This window comes from Clostridioides mangenotii TR (assembly GCF_000498755.1).
GTDB classification, from domain to species: domain Bacteria; phylum Bacillota; class Clostridia; order Peptostreptococcales; family Peptostreptococcaceae; genus Metaclostridioides; species Metaclostridioides mangenotii_A.
On the sequence record NZ_AXUS01000021.1, the window covers coordinates 42,660 to 61,470 of the forward strand.

At 32.0% G+C, this 18,811-nt stretch carries 14 protein-coding genes, 1 tRNA gene, 1 rRNA gene, 1 other RNA gene and 1 pseudogene; all 18 read right to left on the minus strand.

What is annotated here, in order from left to right:
• Positions 1-48: 48 nt before the first annotated feature.
• Positions 49-876, minus strand: a complete 828-nt coding sequence (locus T473_RS0111355) for a DUF169 domain-containing protein (RefSeq protein WP_024622014.1) — start codon at positions 874-876, stop codon at positions 49-51.
• Between the two features lie 22 nt (positions 877-898).
• Entirely contained in the window at positions 899-1,657 is a 759-nt protein-coding gene (locus T473_RS0111360; RefSeq protein ID WP_024622015.1) for an energy-coupling factor transporter transmembrane component T family protein, read from the minus strand.
• Complete coding sequence (locus tag T473_RS0111365) at positions 1,650-3,107, minus strand: ABC transporter ATP-binding protein (protein ID WP_024622016.1); 1,458 nt, start codon at positions 3,105-3,107, stop codon at positions 1,650-1,652. Before T473_RS0111365 ends, T473_RS0111360 begins: the two co-directional genes overlap by 8 nt.
• 38 nt (positions 3,108-3,145) lie before the next feature.
• Positions 3,146-3,706, minus strand: a complete 561-nt coding sequence (locus T473_RS0111370; RefSeq protein WP_024622017.1) for an ECF transporter S component — start codon at positions 3,704-3,706, stop codon at positions 3,146-3,148.
• A 453-nt stretch (positions 3,707-4,159) separates the two neighbouring features.
• Positions 4,160-5,173: a UDP-glucose 4-epimerase GalE gene (gene galE / locus T473_RS0111375; protein WP_024622018.1), complete on the minus strand. Its 1,014-nt coding sequence runs from the start codon at positions 5,171-5,173 to the stop codon at positions 4,160-4,162.
• A gap of 85 nt (positions 5,174-5,258) precedes the next feature.
• Complete coding sequence (locus tag T473_RS18125) at positions 5,259-7,583, minus strand: hypothetical protein (protein ID WP_152522301.1); 2,325 nt, start codon at positions 7,581-7,583, stop codon at positions 5,259-5,261.
• Positions 7,584-7,657: 74 nt separating this feature from the next.
• On the minus strand, positions 7,658-9,919 hold the full coding sequence (locus T473_RS0111395; protein WP_024622019.1) for an SPOR domain-containing protein: 2,262 nt from the start codon (positions 9,917-9,919) through the stop codon (positions 7,658-7,660).
• A 358-nt stretch (positions 9,920-10,277) separates the two neighbouring features.
• Positions 10,278-10,550: a hypothetical protein gene (locus T473_RS19210; protein ID WP_242825920.1), complete on the minus strand. Its 273-nt coding sequence runs from the start codon at positions 10,548-10,550 to the stop codon at positions 10,278-10,280.
• 5 nt (positions 10,551-10,555) lie between these two features.
• A complete protein-coding gene (locus T473_RS16725; protein WP_242825921.1) occupies positions 10,556-11,212 on the minus strand; it encodes a hypothetical protein in 657 nt (218 codons plus the stop codon).
• A 69-nt stretch (positions 11,213-11,281) separates the two neighbouring features.
• Positions 11,282-11,596: a DUF4387 domain-containing protein gene (locus T473_RS0111405; protein ID WP_029791731.1), complete on the minus strand. Its 315-nt coding sequence runs from the start codon at positions 11,594-11,596 to the stop codon at positions 11,282-11,284.
• Positions 11,596-12,975: an acyclic terpene utilization AtuA family protein gene (locus T473_RS0111410; RefSeq protein ID WP_024622021.1), complete on the minus strand. Its 1,380-nt coding sequence runs from the start codon at positions 12,973-12,975 to the stop codon at positions 11,596-11,598. Before T473_RS0111410 ends, T473_RS0111405 begins: the two co-directional genes overlap by 1 nt.
• Position 12,976: 1 nt before the next feature.
• Positions 12,977-14,227: a methylaspartate ammonia-lyase gene (locus tag T473_RS0111415; RefSeq protein ID WP_024622022.1), complete on the minus strand. Its 1,251-nt coding sequence runs from the start codon at positions 14,225-14,227 to the stop codon at positions 12,977-12,979.
• Positions 14,228-14,265: 38 nt separating this feature from the next.
• A complete protein-coding gene (locus T473_RS0111420; RefSeq protein ID WP_024622023.1) occupies positions 14,266-15,726 on the minus strand; it encodes a methylaspartate mutase subunit E in 1,461 nt (486 codons plus the stop codon).
• Positions 15,727-15,835: 109 nt separating this feature from the next.
• Positions 15,836-17,217, minus strand: a pseudogene (gene glmL, locus T473_RS20155) (methylaspartate mutase accessory protein GlmL).
• Positions 17,195-17,638 carry a methylaspartate mutase subunit S gene (gene glmS, locus T473_RS0111430; protein WP_024622024.1) on the minus strand — a complete coding sequence of 148 codons (444 nt, stop codon included), beginning with the start codon at positions 17,636-17,638 and terminating at the stop codon, positions 17,195-17,197. The pseudogene glmL and the gene glmS overlap by 23 nt, the downstream one beginning before the upstream one ends.
• A 374-nt stretch (positions 17,639-18,012) precedes the next feature.
• Positions 18,013-18,352, minus strand: an RNA gene (gene rnpB / locus T473_RS17315) — RNase P RNA component class A.
• A 137-nt stretch (positions 18,353-18,489) separates the two neighbouring features.
• A tRNA-Thr gene (locus tag T473_RS0111435) sits at positions 18,490-18,564 on the minus strand.
• A 76-nt stretch (positions 18,565-18,640) separates the two neighbouring features.
• A 23S ribosomal RNA gene (locus T473_RS0111440) occupies positions 18,641-18,811 on the minus strand; the annotation flags it as partial.

The window sequence follows — 18,811 nt, forward strand, 5'->3', positions numbered from 1 at the left end:
AATTTAGCATATTTTTTGTACGTATTTTTACATATATTTTTTTATATATTATTTTATGTCATATGTAATGAAACTCGCATCTTTATTTTTCTCTTTAAACCTCTTAGCTATTTCTTCTTTTGTATCTACATTGTCAGTTGTGTTTAAAGTAGCTAAAACTCCCTCAACAGTGCTAGTAAATCTCTCAAAAGGTATCCCAATCGACATCTCTTCAGCTTTCCATTTAGCCAAGAATCTAGTACTTGGACATAGTGTAGATATATTCATTCTTCCTTCCATATACGGCTCTACAGTCACCTCTGAGCATATACCTTGCATTGCTGCTACTGTTGAGTTTATTCTTTCTCCTGTATGATATACATAGCCTTGTTGTAATCTCATCGCTTGATATGGATTTACTATAAGTATAACTACGTCTGGTGTAATCTCAAAATCTTCTAATGGTGCTACTGCAATCCCATAAGTAGGAGATCCAGTTCTATAAAGCCCTTTAACTCCTTCTCTTACTCTTCTAGCTGTGGCTTGAGTAGCGTATAAATTATATGAAAAATACTCAGCGCCAGATTCTATTCTAGGTGTAGATGGCTCTAAAGCTAGTGCAGTTGTACCTCCATCGCAGTTTATGTGTTTTAATCTAGCTTTAAACGACATTCCCCTAGTAGCTTTTTCAACTATACAACAGTAAGCAAGTTGTCCTCCTGGCTCTCTCCATTCTATATCGTCGTATTCTTCCTCTGTAAATAAAAGTTTTACCCCAACAGGCTTCCTAGGCATATCCAGTATACAATTTAGATCCTCACAGTATTCCTTTACAAGCTCTGTGTTGAATTTATCTTGTGGTAGACCATAGGATATTGCTTTATTCTTAATTGGCATATTCATCACCCCTCTTATATATTTATGAAACAAATTTTAGACCAAAATTAGTAAGTCCAAAATATGAAAGAATCAAAGTAATTGACAATACTACTAAAATGTAAATTATTGAATAAATTATTTCATCTTTGTGTAAAGTCAGCTTTCTATAGTAAGTTCTACTTTTTGTTTTTCCAAATGCTCTCGTCTCCATAGACATAGAAATTCTTATCCCTTTACGAACTGCGGTAGCCATCATAGGAATAACGTATCTTTTTGTATTCCATATCTTTAATAAAACATTTATGCTTTCTTCTATACCTCTTACTTGGTGGGCGTGTTTAATGATTTCAAATTCTTCCTTAAATGTTGGTAAAAATCTGTATGCAGTTAAAAATGCGTATGCAAATTTCGGACTAACTTTAAAGTACTTTATAAGAGATATAACTAGCTCAGTAGGATCAGTAGTCTTTACAAATATTGCTGAGTAAACGCTTATTAAAATTATTTTAAAACCTAATCCCAAAACCGTAATAATCATAAGAGGCTGACCGCTAATATATCTAGCTAGTAATATAAAACCCATATAACTTATAGACATTAATATAAATACTTTAACCGCTTTAAATAGATCTAACATTTTCAAATCGCTGAATAAAAATACTGTAATTAAAGCCAGTAATGTTAAAACAAGGGGTAGATATGGCATAAATTCAAATGAACCAATTAATGTAACTACAATTAAAATCATTATTTTAAGAAAAGGGTTCATTTTCTCGATCAATTTTATTTTATCATTCATCTGTTTTATCCCCTCTGTCAAAATACAGTTTTTTCATTTTATCTACATCTTCACCACAGTATACAATTTCACCATTATTTAAATAAATGATTTTGTCACAACATCTCTCGACCATTTCAATGTCGTGCGTTATTATAAGTATTGATGTCCCATATGAATTAATCTGGTATAAAAGTTCTATTAATTTAATAAGATTTTCTCTATCTTGACCATATGTAGGTTCGTCGAGAATAAGTATAGGTTGTCCATTTATCATCATGCTGGCAGTACTAAGCCTTCTCTTCTGCCCTTGACTGAGATTAAAAGGATTCGCTTCTCTACTGTTTAGTAAGTCAAAATCTTTAAGATATAAATTTGTTTTTTCTTCTACTAGTTCTTCACTATTACCTCTAATTTCTAAGCTCAGAGATAACTCTTTTTCTACTGACATCTTAATAAATTGGTGTTCTGGATTTTGAAAAACTAAACCCATATATTCTCCAATATCTTTAACATTTAACTTTGTTAAATCCTTATTGTTTAATATTATATTTCCTCTAGTTGGTTTCATAAAACTTATCAGTAACTTTGATAAAGTGGATTTACCCGCTCCATTGTGCCCAACCAAGGCAGCTATCTCACCCTTATTTAAAGAAAAATTTATATCTTTTAATACTTCTTTTTCAGAACTATATGAAAAACTTAAATCCTTTACATCCAGAACAACATCACCTTGTATATCCATAAAAGGCCTCTTAGGATAAATAGAGTTTTTCTTAAATTCTCGTACAAAGTAATCTACATCTAATATATTTGTCTTTTTGTTGTTCAATTCAATAACTTGATCGATTATATCTTTAAACTCATCCAACTTGTGTTCTATTATAATTATTGTTTTACCCATATCATCCCTAAGTCTTCTAACTAGCTCTACTATTTGCCTAGTCGATATTGGATCTAAATTTGCAGTTGGCTCATCCATAAGTATTAGATCTGGATCAAGTGCTAGGATAGATGCTAATGCTACCTTCTGTTTCTCACCGCCAGACAATTTATTGAGATAACTGTGTTTAAGATTTCTTATTCCTACTAAATCTAAGATATTATCTATCATTGTTTCCATTTCATTTGGATCAATATTTATATTTTCTAATCCAAAAGCAATCTCATCTTCTACAGTAAATGTACACAATTGGCTGTCAGGGTCTTGAAACATATATGCTATATCTCCAGATATATCTTCTGCTTTCTTATGATCGATGTTTTCTCCATTATATATAATTTCACCACTCATTATTGCCTCTACAGTCTCTGGAATAACTCTGCTTAAGCACATAAGTAGCGAACTTTTACCACAACCGCTCTTACCTGTTATTAGATTTATTGTGTTTTTTTCAACCTTGAAATTGACATCTTCAAATACTGTCTCTTCTTCTAAAAATTTGAGGCATAAATTCTTAATTTCTAACAACTATGTACACCTCCATAATTATGATTTAACATCAACTTTTATTTCTTCTTATTTATATTAAATCCACTTAAAACACCAGTAGAATTTAAACCTTTTCCGAGTACTATTGTGAAACCTGCTCCAAATACTACTGCACTTAATACTCTTATAATGATCATAACTGGTAGTAATCCAGCGTATAAGTCTAGGCCAAATATAAAGTAGTCTCTAGTCGTAACTAATAATGTTGCCAAAATCGCAGATAAACTCATATAAATGAATGAATAATTCTCATACTTTTTAGTAGCAAGAACTGCTTCGACTCCTATCCCTTGTAGTGTAGACGCAACTATAATATGTATACCATATGGGCTTCCCATAAGTAGGTTTATAAGTCCTGTAAATAAAGATCCCATAAGTGACGAACCTGGTTTTCTAACTATATACACTGATAGCAGAGCTGATATAAAGTAAAGACCACCAATGATATCACCACCTACTGGTCCTGCTATAGCCTCAAGTGGTTTATATATTCCGTCTAAAAATGTAAAAACAACTCCTATAATTGCACTTAGCATAGCTACGACAACGATTTCCTTTAATTTTAATTTCTTATCCATAATAATTCCTCCTAATGTTCGACTTTAAGTCGACAAATTATTCTATACCAAATAATATTATATATAATATAGTTAAATTTGTATCCAAAATTTGTATACAAATTTCTTATAATCTACTTCACAAATATAGCTATTTTCTATATAAAAGCGATATTTAACTCAAGTTCACACTTAAATAGTTCTATAAACACATGTAGCTTTTTTCTATCTTTGTAATTCCAGGAGGCTATAATATACTTTGTACAGTATTAGTTGAATATAGACGGAGATAAATTTTCAACAAATATAGAGAAAATTGACAATATTAACATCGTAAAATAAATTAAAAAATAAAAAAAGCATTAAGTTGTGGATTTTATAATTCCATATCTCAATGCTTTTTACTATTTAAGATTAAACTCTTTATAATCGAACTATTTAAAATCAAATTACTTACTATCAATTCACTTATAATTAATCTTCATAACCATTTGGATTCATTTTTTGCCATCTCCATGAATCTTGGCACATTTCATCTATTTTATATTTAGCTTTCCAACCAAACTCTTTATATGCTTTAGAAGAATCTGCATAGCAAATAGCTACATCTCCTTCTCTTCTGTCAGTTATCTTGTATGGAATATCCTTCCCACTAGCTTCTGAAAAAGCTTTTACTAAATCAATTACACTGTAGCCTTTACCTGTCCCTAAATTGTATGTTACAAGCCCTGGATTTTCTTTTAGTTTCTCAAGTGCTTTGACATGTCCAGATGCTAAATCTAGTACATGTATATAATCTCTTACTCCAGTTCCATCGTGAGTAGGATAATCTCCTCCAAACACACTTAATTCTTGTAATGTTCCAATTGCAACTTTAGTAATATAAGGCATTAAGTTGTTTGGAATACCATTAGGCTCTTCACCTATTCTACCGCTTTTATGCGCACCTACAGGATTAAAGTATCTAAGAAGTGCTATGTTGAAAGAATGATCAGACTTATATATATCTGTTAGCATTTCTTCTATTATTAGCTTTGTTCTTCCGTATGGATTTGTCACTGATAGTGGGAAATCCTCCAATATAGGACAAGTCTCTGGCTCTCCATAAACTGTAGCTGAAGAACTAAAAACAAAATTTTTTACGTTGAAAGCCTTCATTAAATCAAATAGTACTAACGTACTTATAAGGTTGTTGCTGTAGTATTCAATAGGCTTTTTTACAGACTCTCCAACTGCTTTTAAAGCCGCAAAGTGTATTATAGAATCTATTTTTTGTTCCCTAAAAACCGTTTCCATTTCTTCCACATTAGTTACATCGTATTCGTAGAATACAGGTTTCTTTCCAGACAATTCTTCAATTCTATCTACAACAATTTTATTGCTGTTGCACAAATTGTCTACTATGACAACATTATGACCTGCCTCTAACAATTCTATACAGGTATGGCTTCCAATATACCCTGCGCCTCCGGTTACTAAAACTGTCATTCTTTTACCTCTTTCCTAAACTTTGATTCTCATCTTAATTTTATCATATTCTGCTAATATTTTACTAATATTTTCTAATTCTACTCTATATATCATCTAATAACTCTTTTATATCTTCATCTATATCTATATCAAAATCTACATCGTCTAAATCCGGATCCAATTCGTCTATATCTACATCAAGCTCTTGAAATGCCATATCTATACTAGATTCATCGTCTATATCCATTTCTGTTATAATTTCTCCTAGTATACTCTCATCTTCACTTATTTCATCGATACTTTCTTCTTCTACTAAATTTTCATAGATTTCTTTATCCAAATCAACTTCGATGTAAGTCGATACCTCATCTCTAACTTGAGAGCTTAAATCTAATAATTTATATTCTAGATTCCACACAGTAGAATTTGTATTAGATGTATTTTCTCCAATAAAAAACTTTTTATTATCTAAATTGTTTAGCCCATTGCCTATAAGCTTGTACATATCTTCAATTATATCTTTTCTTCTATAATTTGTCTCTTCATTTATAGGTAATTGCTTAAATACATATGTCTCTGTGATTTTATCAAATAATATATCTTTTATATCATCACTTTTTATGTCTACATAGTATTTCTTTAAAGAGTCAAAAACACTTTTTATCGATATGCTAGCTTCTTCGATATAGTATGGGTACATATCTTTCACTAAATGATTTAGCTTTTTCAAAGCTTGTCTCAAAAATATATCTAGTTTATCGCTATCAGTTTCTTTAAGCATTCTGTAATTGTACTTTTTATGCTCCTCCTCAGAAATAACAAATATAATTTTATTGAGACTATCTTCTATCTGATTTAAGTGTCTATAAAATTTATCTAACAAATCTAAAGCCACACTTTTTATATTAAGTAAAACATTAAATGTGTCGCTATTAAAGTCTACCCCAAATTTACCTAACATAGAATTATTTTGAGCTTCTATTACTATAGGATAGTAAGCTGAAATCAAATCTAAGTCATTTTTTTGAATTTGTATATCTCTATAAAATCTATTGACTAAATCGATTCTAATTTCATCATTTAATTGACTAGCTAAATTTTTATCTAATTCTTCTTTTATATAGTACATATTAGAGAAGAAATTGTAAAGAAACATATCATTCATAGCTTTTGCCCAGTTGTCAAAAACAACTTCAGTGGTCATTTCTTTGAGAAGTGATTCTTTTGAAAATCTATATATATCCTTTATAAGTTTTTCTGTCATAGACTTTTTCAAATACATGCTTACAACTTGGTTTTGGAACACTATCTTGGTTTCAACATAGCCCTTATCTACTGTTACTTTATTGTTGTCTACTACTATATCTAGAATTTTTTCATTATCTATAGATAGTATATCTAAATCCTTATACTTGCTTATCTTAAGCTTGTCATCGACTTGTTCTATAAAAAATGGAGTATGATTTCCCGTATAACCGACTTTTTCATCTTCAATATCATTTAAACTGTCAATTTTCATTAAATCTCTATTTTTATCATTTATATATAAATTAAAAACATTTTTTCCGTCAAATACAATTAAGTCTTTAACTAATGAAAGCTTGTAACATCTATTTTCATCGACAGTAAGTATTTGTTTCTTAGTCTTTTTATTTATAAATATAAGCTGACCTTGGTATCTTATCATAAGGGTATTTGCGTTTTTATAGTCACAACCCTGTATATTACCAGTAACTTTACAAAAAACTACATCCGATTCTGGAGGTAAGTTACCGATTTTGTGATTTTCTTTTACTGTTTCCGCTATATTTGATGGAATTATATTTTTTATATTATCATTAAATATTGTAATAGATCTAGCTACAATTCCTTCTCTCTCTATATGAAAGTATCCTTTTAAAGAGACGTATCCGTTTTCTACAACATCCCTTTCAATATCTGAAAAGTATATCTCAAATCTATTTTTACTGCCCATAAATACGAATTTTTCGTGATCACAATTTATACCACCCATAAAGTTTTTAGAACCATCGATGCTGAGTATAGTTGCACTATCTTTTATAGCAAATATAAAATCCCTCTGATTAGTGCATATCATCTCATAATCAACTACTCCTAAAACCATCTTCAAATCCGCTCTAGCACTTTTTTTAGATCCATCATTCTCCAAATAAAATGAAAAACCTATACCTTCAACAAATATTTTATTATCCTTTAAATATGATACAAGCTTTTCTTTATTTTCAGAAAAACTGTAGATATACTTAACTCCAACTAAGTCATCTATATCTTTACCTTCTCCAATTACTATATTCCCTAAATTAGTTATAAATAGATTCTTATTTGTTTTAGAAAAACCATTTATTCCATTAAGATCAAAACAGTCCGAAGTTAATTCATATATAATTTTTTCACCTAATTTTAGCATAATTACACACTCCTAACAGATATTTGTAATTACAAAACACCACTAACTACAATAAATAATAATTTACACCAATACTATTGTTGAAGTTCATCGTAAATCTCATCTAAGTTCTTAGAGTATTCCCTGTAAGAAGAACCCGATTTACTTTTTAATTCGTCTTTAAGATTATTGTACTCTTCTTTTAATTCTTCGTCACTCATCTTCTTTGCAGATTTTTTAAATTCCTCTAATTTGTAGTCGTAATATTTATCATATTTAGCAATATACGTATCAATTGATTTTTTTGAAAGTTCACTAGTTCTTTCAGTAGCTTCATTGTAATCGTCAAAATCGCCTGCATCTAATTTGAAGTATCCATTGCTCTTAACAATTTTAGTATCTATACCTTTAGAAGAAAACTTGTCCTGAGCTTCTTTAGCACTGCCCTCACTGTTGTGAGCTCCAGCATACACTCTGTAGTACTCACCGCCACCGTCTTTCAGAGCTTCCATTTCTTTTGCTTTTTTTGCTTCAGCCTCTTTTACCTTTTTCTCAGCCGCAGCTTTCCTGTCTACTGCTTTTTTTGAACTGTTATTTGTGTTATTATTTGTATTTTGGCTCTGTGTTTGAGTGTTATTTGATGCACTTTGATCTGGTCTATTGCTTCCTTTAACTGTTGTAAAGTACATCACAACTACCACCGCTACTACCGCTATGCCTACTATAGTATCCCTAACTCTTCTCGTCTTCGGAAGGGCTTCTCCATCTTCATCACGACCGTCTTTGTCTTTGCTATTTGAGTTTACTTGCTCATTGATCACTATATCTTCAAACATTATTTCATCTTCACTATTGCTTGAATTGCCAAAGCTTGTATTTTTTTTGTACTTTTCATCAAATTTTTCTAAATCTTCAAATCCAGCTACGTAACCATTATTTTCTAATTCATCACCTTTATGGCTCTCTTTATGATTTTCTTTTTCCTCAATACTATCAGCTAATTCTATAAACTTATGCTTTTCGTTTCTTTCAACATTTTCTCCATCTTTCTCTCCCATTGATTTAAGTAATTCAAGTTCTTTAAATACTTTGGTTTCTTCTGGATGGGTATCACTGCTTATATTATCGTTCGTGCCTTTATTTTTGTCGTCTTTAGCTATAACTACCTCTCTTGTAGTAAAACTATCTTTAAAATGCTTATTTTTGTCTGCATTTTTTATCATATAGATGTATTCATCCATATCTATATCGTTAAAAGTAGCTACATTTTTTGATGCAATTTCTGAACCTGTTATATTTTCAAAATTCTTTTTAATTATCTTACAAGCTTCGTTCCATACTTCAAGATTTATAACTGTTTCATCCTTAATAATGGATTTCATGTAGTCATTGAAGTTTTTTTCTCCAAATTCACCTATTGCTACTAGTCTCATAGCGCCTTCAATTAGGTCTCTATTCTTTTTATTTAAAAATTCGAGAATAATAGATCCCGCTGCAAAGTCAATTATTCCCTCTGTACCGAATCCCAGAGCTTCATCATTAGTTATATCCTCTAGCTTTAAAATTCTCTTGTACTCATTGTTTATGTACTTTTCTACGCCATTTGCGCTTAGGCCTCCAAGTTTAGTTAGATACGTTACCTCAACATCATTTAAACCAGAATGCTCACTGTGATTTTTAAATTGATCGTTCTTTTCTTCAGACACAAGTTCCATTTCCTCTGAGTAGTCGAACTCCTCTTCATCTAAAGCATCTCCTACACTTTCTGATTTTGGATCTGATAATATCTTATTTACACATATAATTATTTCTTTTTTTAGATCTCTCTTTACCTCTACATAATCTAAATCGTATATAAATTCAAATTCATCTCTATCTAAACTTATTTTTCTAAATAGAATATTTAAAAGATCTTTATATAGATTAAGTACTTTATAATCTTTTTCTAGTCTTCTCTTTTTCTCATATATCTCCATCTTATCATAAGCTAAAAAGCTTCTTAAATCGTCTACTTTAAGTAGCTTTATATCTTCTTTCATAGCTTTATTTATATACTTTCTACATTTTGCGGTGATTAATTCAAGATCTTTTTCCAGCTCGTCTATATTAGGTATGTACTTGTCAGTTATCCACTTGCCTATCAAAGGCTCTATGTTTCTAGACAGAGTTTTATAGAATAGTATATTAAACTTAAGTAGTTCAACATATTTACTTTCATTCAGGTCTACTTTTTCAAATTTTTTATTTAGAGTAGCATCCATTTTTTCATTTATCTTAGTCTCTTGTTTTAAGAAATTCGATGCTACATTCAAAACAGTATTTTTTATTAAGTTATTCTTTTCTTCCAAATTTTTCACTCCTCAACAACGTATTTTTACTTTAATTTATGTCAAATGATCTTTCTCATTTTTTAATCAAAATTCAGTAAAGTTTCAATTATTTATTACATACTTACTCATATTCCATTATAACATATCATTTTTTCAATTAACTATTTTATTATAACATTTTTTACTATACGCGACTTTATAAGTTTTTATAATATTTTTATATTTTTTAAAAAAAGTTACGCAAAAAACCTATATAATTGTACAATTATATAGGTAACTATATTTTTATATAAAATTTACAATAAATGTTTTATAAATATATAACTTTAATCATATCCTAAAGCTATAATCTAATATTATCACGCTGATATCTCATTAAAATAGATTACATTTCCTTCCAGAATATCTTATTTAAATCGTCACCTTCAATATCAGTCCTGCGCTTCCCTACAGTTCCTACTAAAGAGTATAAATCTATTGAACGGTCATATTTAAACTCCTTTAACAAATTAAAATTTTCTATTTCAGAGGTATTTCTAACATGTATCCTTGGACCTGTACAATTCACTATCTCTGACTCTCCAATACATATATGTTCCTCATCACGATAACTAATATCCAAATTTTTTGATATAATATTTTTCACTTTGTCTTCCAACTCTTCTATATTAATATCAGGTTTTTTTCAAAGTTTAGAATAAATCCACCCCTGACATCACTGTTTATAGGTTTAAATGGTTTTTCATAATCCTTAGTTAAAACTAAGGTAGTCAAATCTTCCGCAGTATGGGCCATTCTTCGGTATTTTAATGAAGATATAACTATATTGTAGATATCTTTAGGCAGAGGTCCAAACAGGTTCGGTCTGGTTACTATAATCTCTTCGCCAATACCCAATAATAAATCTGCATTAATTTTCAAATACGGATAAATCAAATCAAAATGTTCAATTATAACCCTTCTACCGTTATCTAGTGCACCCTTCACAAAATCCACGATTTCATACATCTGAGCAAAGGCCAGTTGAAATCTCATATCTATATGATAAGACGCATTTCTATAATTTTGGTCTAGAGCGTTGCGAACCTGCATTACCTTATGTATATCCAGTCCATCATCATCATTAGAAAGGTCAACACCCGGAAACATTCCCTTTAATATTAGTGATTTACCACTTCCAGAGTCACCAACTATCCCGATTAATCTATCCTCATAACTTAAATACCACTGTGAAATCTGATCCCCCATCTTTAGAAGCCTCTCCCTTCCCCTAGGGGCAAAATATACAGAGTATATATGAAACTCGTGCAATGCTCTCATTAAATCATCTCCAAATTTATAATAATAAGCTTATCATAGCTAATATTTTCTAGATTAATATAACGAATCCTAAAGATCGAATTCGAAATCTAAAAGCGGAGAATGTTGTTGAGCTCCATACACATCTGTTTCTCCAAGTGCTCCTGAACTTATAGGTCTAACTATTGTGATTTTAACTGCCTTTGCTGGATCAAAGTATATAACATCTATTACATCGTTAATATCAATTTTATACAATTTCGCAAAAGATTCTTTAGTTATTACACTAGCCTTAAAAAATTTATTATATATTTCAAGATCAGAAAATATAATATCAAAAGTCAATTCATATGGTCCTGAATTCTTGCTCCTTATAACATCAGCAACATCAATTAATTTATACATTATTCTAACTCCCCCTCGTTACACATCTTAATTTCTACTGGAAAATACTTACATGGATCAGGTGATTCCAATAAACTATATACACTGAACTCGTATACTTCCCCAGCTTTAAAATCTGAAGGAGAAAACGGAAATGCTAAATTACCCGCTGTTGAGATTCGACCTTCATATCCAAAATGCAATAAGGTAGATCTAGCAAAACTACAGATAGTGTTTGCCAATTCTTGTGTCGGTGCCACAGCTTCAATAACAATTCCAATTTCTTGACTACTTTCAAACTCTAAATTTTTAAAAATCCCCATAGCTCCATTTTTACCGTATATTTTAAAATCCAAGAAGGATTCGTTGGAATTGAAATTTTCAAAGTTAGACCACACCTTATCTTTAACTGTATCGATAATTTCGTCTATTTTGCTTATCATAATAGAATCTCTAACACCTGCAATAGAAAGCGTTCTATATCCTACTTTTTTAACTCCTTCTAGCTTCACATAGTAAGTTCCTTGTGTCGGTATAAATCGACTTCCTCTCACTATAACAGTATTTTCTTTAGACTGTTCAAATTTGGTATTCGATAAATCCAATATTCCCCCTGGACCTGGTAGACTAGTTGGGTTGCTCTTTTCATATAGAGTATGTGCTGCAACAGACATCGTTGTACACTTGCGTATAGATGACAATGGCTCTAATTCAAAATGATCTTCTCTTAAATATCCAAACATACAATCGCTTCCACTTCCCGGAGTAGCAGTAATGGCAGCACATTCTAGTATTTTCCCCATATGGATAGCTAACCCCTTATCAAAACCTTCTTTAACCGCTAAACATGCAAATACAGCAGGATCATAAGTTCTTCCTGCTAAAATTACCTGCGCTCCTCCTTCCAAAGCTTTAATATAAGGTTCCACACCCATTTGCGCTACAATTCTTACTGAATCTTCAACATCTTGTTCAGTTGTTTTGGGTGCGGGGTAAAGTTGTGTGACTTTTCCATTTTTTAGTTCCTGCATAACTATCGATTTGTCTATTTCCGCTTCAATTATGCCCATCTTAAAAGATAACTGATTTTCTTTAGCAATCTCTTTTAGTATTTCTAGATTCCACTCTAAATGACAATTCGCACCTGATCCACCAGCCGTTCCTATAATCACTGGTATATTCTTTTTTACAGCAGCTTTTAGCAAATACTCCATATCTCTTTTAACTGCATTTCTATCCGTAAATGAAACCCCAGCTCCAAGATAGTATGGCCCCGGATCTGTTGACCCAGCGTCAACCGCTATTACATGAGGATTTTTTTTTATTCCCTCAAGAAATGATTCCTCTGGAAATCCATAACCTAATATAGCTGTAGGTGAAAGTACTCTTAACTCCTTCATGTTAATTACCTCCCATTTTATCATTAAGCATAATTATTCTCTGCATTTCGTTGTAAACAATCATGTATCCTTCGTCGACACCCATACCTGGTTTTGCGAGACATTGATCTGGTATTGTGGCCATAGCAATATGTGCGCATACTTGAGCTGAACGATCTGTCTCATTACAAGTTCCTCCAAGATATGCTCCCATACCATTCTCCTTGCAGTACATTACAGCTTCAATAGTATTATTTATTCCGCCTAAATCGGGTGTTTTAATTTGTGCCATATGTCCAGCCTTATTGTCTGTAAAATAGCGTATATCCTCATAAGTATTGCACCATTCATCTGCAACAATCTCTACATTAATTTCCTTTTCTTCTTCCATACTGCGTATAATTTTCAATGCTTCCATCTGCGCTTCTCTACCGCCTACATCTACAGGTCCTTCTATTCGCAACTTAAAGGGTCTCGCTTCTTTCTCTAGCTCTCCTAAATAATCCACAATTTTTGCAAAGTCCATATTAAACGCAATTCCTAATGTACCATAAACATCTATATGTAGTATTGGATTATAATTTTCATGAGGTCGTTTATCAATAATTCTATTTCTAAGCCATCCAACGTATTCTTTTAATTTTTTACCATTTTTACCAAGTTTTAAATCTACATTATTAATCAAAGCGTGAGGCAAAATATCTGATGATTTTAAAATCATTTTATCGGCATTTAAGTATCTATCATCTCCAGACTGTGAAAATATAGGTATTGGTTTATCCGATACTTTTAGACCGTACTCTTCAGCTATAATCTGTGCCATTAACTTGTGCTTTGATTTAGCTACAGCATCTAGAACAGCCTGAGTTACACCATAACGTATAGCTGTATGAAGTTTGTTCCCTTTTTCATCTTTTAAACCGTCTACCACTTCTGACATCTCTCTAAAAGTTGTAATGTCTTTATCAATAAATATAGGTTTAATACATCGTTCTATAATGGGTATAAAATCATCAGCTAAAAACAGCGGATCCCTACCTCCTGCACCAGAGTATTGAACAGCTGCACAATCTCCATATGCCACCTGACCATCTTCTAATAAAAACATAACAGATATGGATTCACCTGCAACTCTAATACTCTTAAATCCAGGCAATTCAGGTTTTCCAACATATGTACTTCCGTCTGCTTTGGCATCTTGTTTAATAGAATTTTGATCATCAAAAAAGAAACCTGTCTTACCTTTTGAACAAATCAAATCAATTATTTTCATAAACACACCTCCAATATATTAGATATAAAATGTTTGATTTATTGTCTTGGCCTTCCAACTAAATACCCCTTACCAATAGCGTAAATATCATCTATAACCATCTGGAAATTTACATCGCGTTTTTCTTTCTTTGCCCTTTCATCAAGTTTAGCTCTGTGAAAATCTATAATCTCTTTTGAAAAAGGTATATTGCCGTAGTCTAAGAAACGTACTGCTCCATTATTATCTCTAACTGGCATAACTTTGCCCATATTGTACTTACTTGGTGCAAATGGAATATCTATGATTCCTGCTTCAAATGATCTGACAGTACCAATAGCATAATCCCCCTTGCCCAATTCCTCAGTGATAGAAAGTATATTCTCCATCTCAGCTTCAATAATTCTACACTCGTCTATAACTTCTTTAAGACTTAATAAACTTTGATCTTTTAACATAGATACTATCTGCTTTGTTGTTTTTAATCCCGCTGCGTTTGCTTCTTTTGTAGGTATTCCCACAGCTTCATGTGGTGTCTTGACAATTACTTTTGTTGCCCCTGCCAGGGATGCCGTAGCTGCTCCCCATGATATTACGCCAAAAGCCTTAGATTCATCTTGTGGAAAACCGCCCATCCATTGGTGTAATACAGTTGTAACTGTTACATCAGAGAATCCATTTAAATCTAAATATTTTCTTGTTATTTTTTTTAAACTTTTTATTGCCGCAATGTCTTGAATAATATTCCCGCACTGTCCGTATCCAACAGTTATGTGTTTGCACCCCTGAGCAGCCGCTAACAGTGTTTCGATTACAGCAACAACATTAGATATACAAGGTGGTACTAATGTACCAGTCAATGGGCCAAATGGCTCTCTATTTATAGTAATCCCTGATTCTTCATATATACCAACCAAACGGTCACAATACTGCCAATCAAATATGGTCTTTTCTAAGGAATGATTTTTTGAATAAGGTATGTTATAAGAAATTCCTCCGCCTTCATAAGAGGTAAATCCTCCAGCTACGCAGATTTCAGTCAATAATCTTGCATCCGGAGTTCCATGACGTACTTGTACTGGACTTTTAACAGCGCTAGTTACTTTTCTGCATATATCTACGCCGTAATTTACTGCTGGAAAGCCATTGAGCATTGAACGCCCTGATTTTTGACTTTCTTTAATTCCAACTTCGGCTTCCTCGTAGCGATTAAGTCGAGTATAGCTATCAATAGTTGTGGGTAGTATATCTGCTCCACCTTTATCTTCTAAGTATTTTAAAAGCTCAATGTGTTCGTCAACTAGTGCAACCCCTGCACGTGGTTGTATCAAAGTCACCCCGTTATTTTCTGCATTATTGAGTTTATTAGAAAAACGCTTATTATCAGGTATCTTCTTTTGATACTCCACTGCTTCTTTAAAATCGATACCTTTTGATGTATTCCATTGATTAAATACATCTTTTTGTATACTGTAAAATAAATCATCACTTAACTTTTCATTTCTTAAATCAGTATTCATACAATTAATCGCTCCCTATAAATTATATAGTACCCATCATTTTTTATAGTCTAATTCGAAAATACTTAATATGGGTTTAAGAATGATAATATTTAAATGTCAGTTATACCTAATTTATTTCAACAAATTCTTTTTTCATAATATTTAAAGCTATCTCTGGTTCTAACCTTCCTAGTAATCCCATCGCCGCAAAACAATTTTTTTTATCCAATAAAAATTCAGGGCTAATAGGCTTCAATAAATTTATATCAGATTGTACATATACCGATTTCTTTAAAATATTTATAGGACTTCGGCTATTTGTAACCGAACCCCCTGTACCAATAATATATTTTACTCCAGTCAAATCTTTACCAGTTTGAATTAGAACCTCTCCTATAGTTGAAAAAGTGGTCTCAGTAAATCCACAATGTCTCGCTGCAGAAATCCTTATAGCCTCACCTGCCATTGCTTCATCTATGTTTTGCTCTAATCCTGTTGGTAAAATTTCTGGATTTTTACTACAACTTTTGATCCATGAATTAATTTCATCTTTAGTGGCCCCTGATTCAACACATATGCGTTCAAGTCCCGCTTCTTCAACCAAAGAGCTTATACTATATCTAACTCCTATATCCCCTTCTATAGTTCTCTTAGCAAAGGTTCATTTATTCCCTGCATATACACATTAGGTCTCGATGGATTGCCATCTGACAATGAATAAACATCTGTTGTCGCTCCCCCAACATCATAAGCCATTATTTCTCCCAATCCAGCTTGTTTTTCTGTTCCCCTACTCAATAATTGGGACGCCTCAAAAACAGCTAGAGGAGTAGGTATAATTTCATAAGACATAAGTTCCTGAACTTCTTCAAGCCCTTTAGCTGATATGATATTTTTAATAAACAAATCGCGTATCGCTCTCTTAGCAGGTTGTATATTTAGCTTATTAAATACTGGCATTACATTTTCACATACGACTGTTTCCTTGCCAGATCTATTTATTATTTCTGCCGCCTCATCTGAGGCCGATTTGTTACCAGCTATAATTACAGAAAATTTTTTCTCAATTTCAGATATCATTCTAGCATTATGGAGTAATACATCTTTATTCCCTCCATCTATTCCCCCCGACAGTAAAACAATATCAGGCTCTATATTATATATTTCCTGTTGTTCTTTTTTACTTAATTCATAAGAGTAAGTCTTCAACACTTTTGCACCTGCACTTGTAGCTGCAAGACGTGAAGCTTTAGCCGTTATATCTTCAACTAACCCAGATGATACCATTTTTAGTCCACCTGCTGCACTACTTGACGCTATCATTTTATCAAAATGGATATTGCCACATTGCTTAGTTATTTCATCTAGTGCAGATTCAAAACCATTTATTACGTTTGTATCTACGGTGGTGAATGATTTAGCGGTACCTATAATTTCCCTGCTTTCTATATCTATAGCTGTTAGTTTGGTAAATGTACTTCCAAAATCAGATGTTAGGTATACTTTCATTAGATATCTCCAATCCAAAATCTTTTTTAATGTCTGAAATGGTGATTTCTGGGGAAGTTCCAGGAGGATAAACTCTATCGTATCCCATGTCCAGAAATACTTGTTTAACAGTACCGAAATCTGCTTTACCGACAACTAAATTTCCACCAGCATATAGTTTTATGTTTTTTAGTCCAGCTTCATCACATTTTTGCCTCAACCCTCTGCAATCGATTTCCCCATGCCCATAAAGTGATGAAACGACAATTGCATCTGCATCTGATTCTATTGCTGCTTCAATATATTCTTTCTGAGAAACCATTACACCTAAATTGATTACATTAAATCCAGCTTCTGTAAATGCATAATTGAGTATTTTATTACCAACTACATGTACATCTGCTCCAATAACTCCTATAACTAAAGTTATTTTTTCTTCCATTTTATCACCCCTGACACAATTATATTCCTGCTTATGGTATGAATATTATTATAGAATTTCTGTCTAATTCAAACTTCATTTTATTAAAATAGATTATTATAAATGTTTCTTTTGTTTTTACGAGTTTATAGTAGTCCAATAAAATCCATTTGTCAAGATTTCTATATACTACCAGAAATATATAAAACTAATACATTATAATTTACTCTTCAGAATACATATATATTCTTAATTTAATAAACAAAAATATCGTTTATATTAAAAAAAACCATATATATTGCCGTATATTCTTTAAATAATATTTATCCAAATAAAAATGCTTTACAATAAAATCTTAAATTTCATTGTAAAGCATTTTTTTATTTAATTTATTTGAATCAAGCAAATCTATAAGCGGAGTTCTGTATTAGATAATCATCTTTCTAGGCCTATCGTCACCGATAAGCTCAAGCAACCTACCTACCGGAGAGTACGAGCAGCACTCTTTAATCCTATCTTGGTCTTGCTCCAGGTGGGGTTTACATAGCCGACTAGTCACCTAGTCGCTGGTGAGCTCTTACCTCGCCTTTCCATCCTTACCATATAAAATGGCGGTTTATTTCTGTTGCACTATCCTTAGAATCGCTTCCACTAGGCGTTACCTAGCACCTTTGCTCTATGGAGCTCCGACTTTCCTCAAGCAGCATAACTACTTGCGATTATCTGATTTACTTGATCAATAAATCTATTTGCAATTTGTTTGTTTTTATAATCATATTAATGAATTTCAAACTGATACAACTATCAATTTATAGTCCTAAATACAACTATTGGTCTAAAATAAAAAAGATTATGTATAAACACAATCCATTTGGAGCTGGTGATAGGAATTGAACCTACAACCTGCTGATTACAAGTCAGCTGCTCTACCGTTGAGCCACACCAGCATATGAAAGTTTTATCAGTACTTTATTTGTTAGCACTCTGAAAACTACATATATAATTTAGTAAATCATCTAAAATCAGGTCAAGTCCTCGATCTATTAGTATCGATAAGCTCCATACATTGCTGCACTTCCACCTTCGACCTATCAACAGGTAGTCTTCCTGGGATCTTAACCTTGCGGTGGGAAATCTTATCTTGAAGTCGGCTTCGCGCTTAGATGCTTTCAGCGCTTATCCATTCCACACATA